1 protein-coding gene is annotated in these 1,682 nt (G+C 55.7%); it reads left to right on the top strand.

The genetic code is table 11. The features are described from left to right. Positions 1-1,682: immunoglobulin-like domain-containing protein (locus HU720_RS23890; RefSeq protein ID WP_346656616.1), on the top strand; the 1,682-nt coding region annotated here is incomplete at both ends.

Raw genomic sequence — 1,682 nt, 5'->3', positions numbered from 1 at the left:
GTGAAACTGGCCAACGGCCAGACCATCACCATCCCAGTTGGCCAGTCGTCGAGCTCGGTGGACTTCACCGTGCCGAATAGCGTCCACACGACCAAACCGGACGTGAGCAACGCTATCACCGAGATCACTGGTGGTAACTACGAGAAAGTCGTCGGTGAAGGCAAGCCAGTTACTTCCGTAACTCAGGGCCCAGGCACCGAAGACACCACCGAACTGAAGCTGACCGCGACCGATACCGTGGCCGAAGGCGGCAAGATCACGTACACCGTGACTTTGACCAACCCAGCTGGCAGCGATGTCACTGTCAAACTGAGTAATGGTGAAACCATCACCATTGCAAAAGGCCAGACCGAAAACAGCATCTCGATTGATGCCCCGGCTGACGATGTCTACATCGATGCCGAGAAACTCAGCGTCACTGTGGATAAAGCCACTGGTGGCGACTTCGAGAAGCTGGTTGTGGATAAAACTCCAGCCGTTACTGACGTCACCGACACCATCGATACCTCTACGGTGACCCTGACTGCCAGCAATGGTCCAGTTGCCGAAGGCAGCACCATCACTTACACCGCTTCGGTTAACCACGAAGTGACCGGCAGTGATCTGGTTGTGAAGTTGGCTAACGGCCAAACCATCACTATTCCAGTAGGCCAGTCGTCGAGCTCGGTGGATTACACCGTGCCGAGCACTGTCCATGCGACCAAGCCGGACGCAAGCAACAGCATTACCGAGATAACCGGTGGTAATTACGAGAAGGTAGTAGGGGAAGGCAAACCGACTACGGTTGTCATTGGTAACCCAGCAACCGACGACACCACCGAGCTGAAGCTGACGGCGACCGATACTGTCGCGGAAGGCGGCAAGATCACCTACACCGTGACCTTGACCAACCCAGCTGGCAGCGACATGACCGTCAAGCTGAGCAATGGCGAAACCATCACCATTGCCAAAGGCCAGACCGAAAACAGCATCTCCATCGATGCGCCGGCTGACGACGTTTACATTGACGCTGAAACACTCAGCGTCACTGTGGACAAAACTACGGGCGGTGATTTCGCGAAGCTGGTTGTCGACGGCACTCCAGCCCAGACCCAAGTCACTGACACCATCGACACGTCGACTGTCACCCTGACTGCGAGCAATAACTCGGTAGCCGAAGGCGGCACCATTACCTACACCGCTTCGGTAAACCACGAAGTGACTGGTAGCGACCTGGTCGTGAAACTGGCCAACGGCCAGACCATCACTATTCCGGTTGGCCAGTCGTCGAGTTCGGTGGACTACACCGTGCCGAATAGCGTCCATAACACCAAGCCGGACGTTAGCAACAGCATCGACGAAATTACGGGTGGTAATTACGAGAAAGTCGTTGGCGAAGGTAAGCCAGTTACTTCCGTGACCCAAGGTCCAGGCACTGAAGACACCACTGAGCTTAAGCTGACCGCCACTGGCGAAGTCGCGGAAGGTGGCAAGATCACCTACACCGCCACTTTGTCGAACCCAGCTGGCAGCGATGTGACCATCAAGCTGAGCAATGGCGAAACCATCACCATTGCCAAAGGCCAAACCGAGAACAGCATCTCCATCGATGCGCCGGCTGACGATGTCTACATCGATGCTGAGAAACTCAGCGTCACTGTGGATAAGGCTGACGGCGGCGACTTCGAGAAGCTGGTTGTGGA

It is taken from the genome of Pseudomonas sp. SWRI51 (assembly GCF_014268825.1).
Classification (GTDB): domain Bacteria; phylum Pseudomonadota; class Gammaproteobacteria; order Pseudomonadales; family Pseudomonadaceae; genus Aquipseudomonas; species Aquipseudomonas farsensis.
The sequence above is the reverse complement of the archived record's forward strand: the minus strand, read 5'-3'. Positions and strand labels throughout refer to the sequence as shown.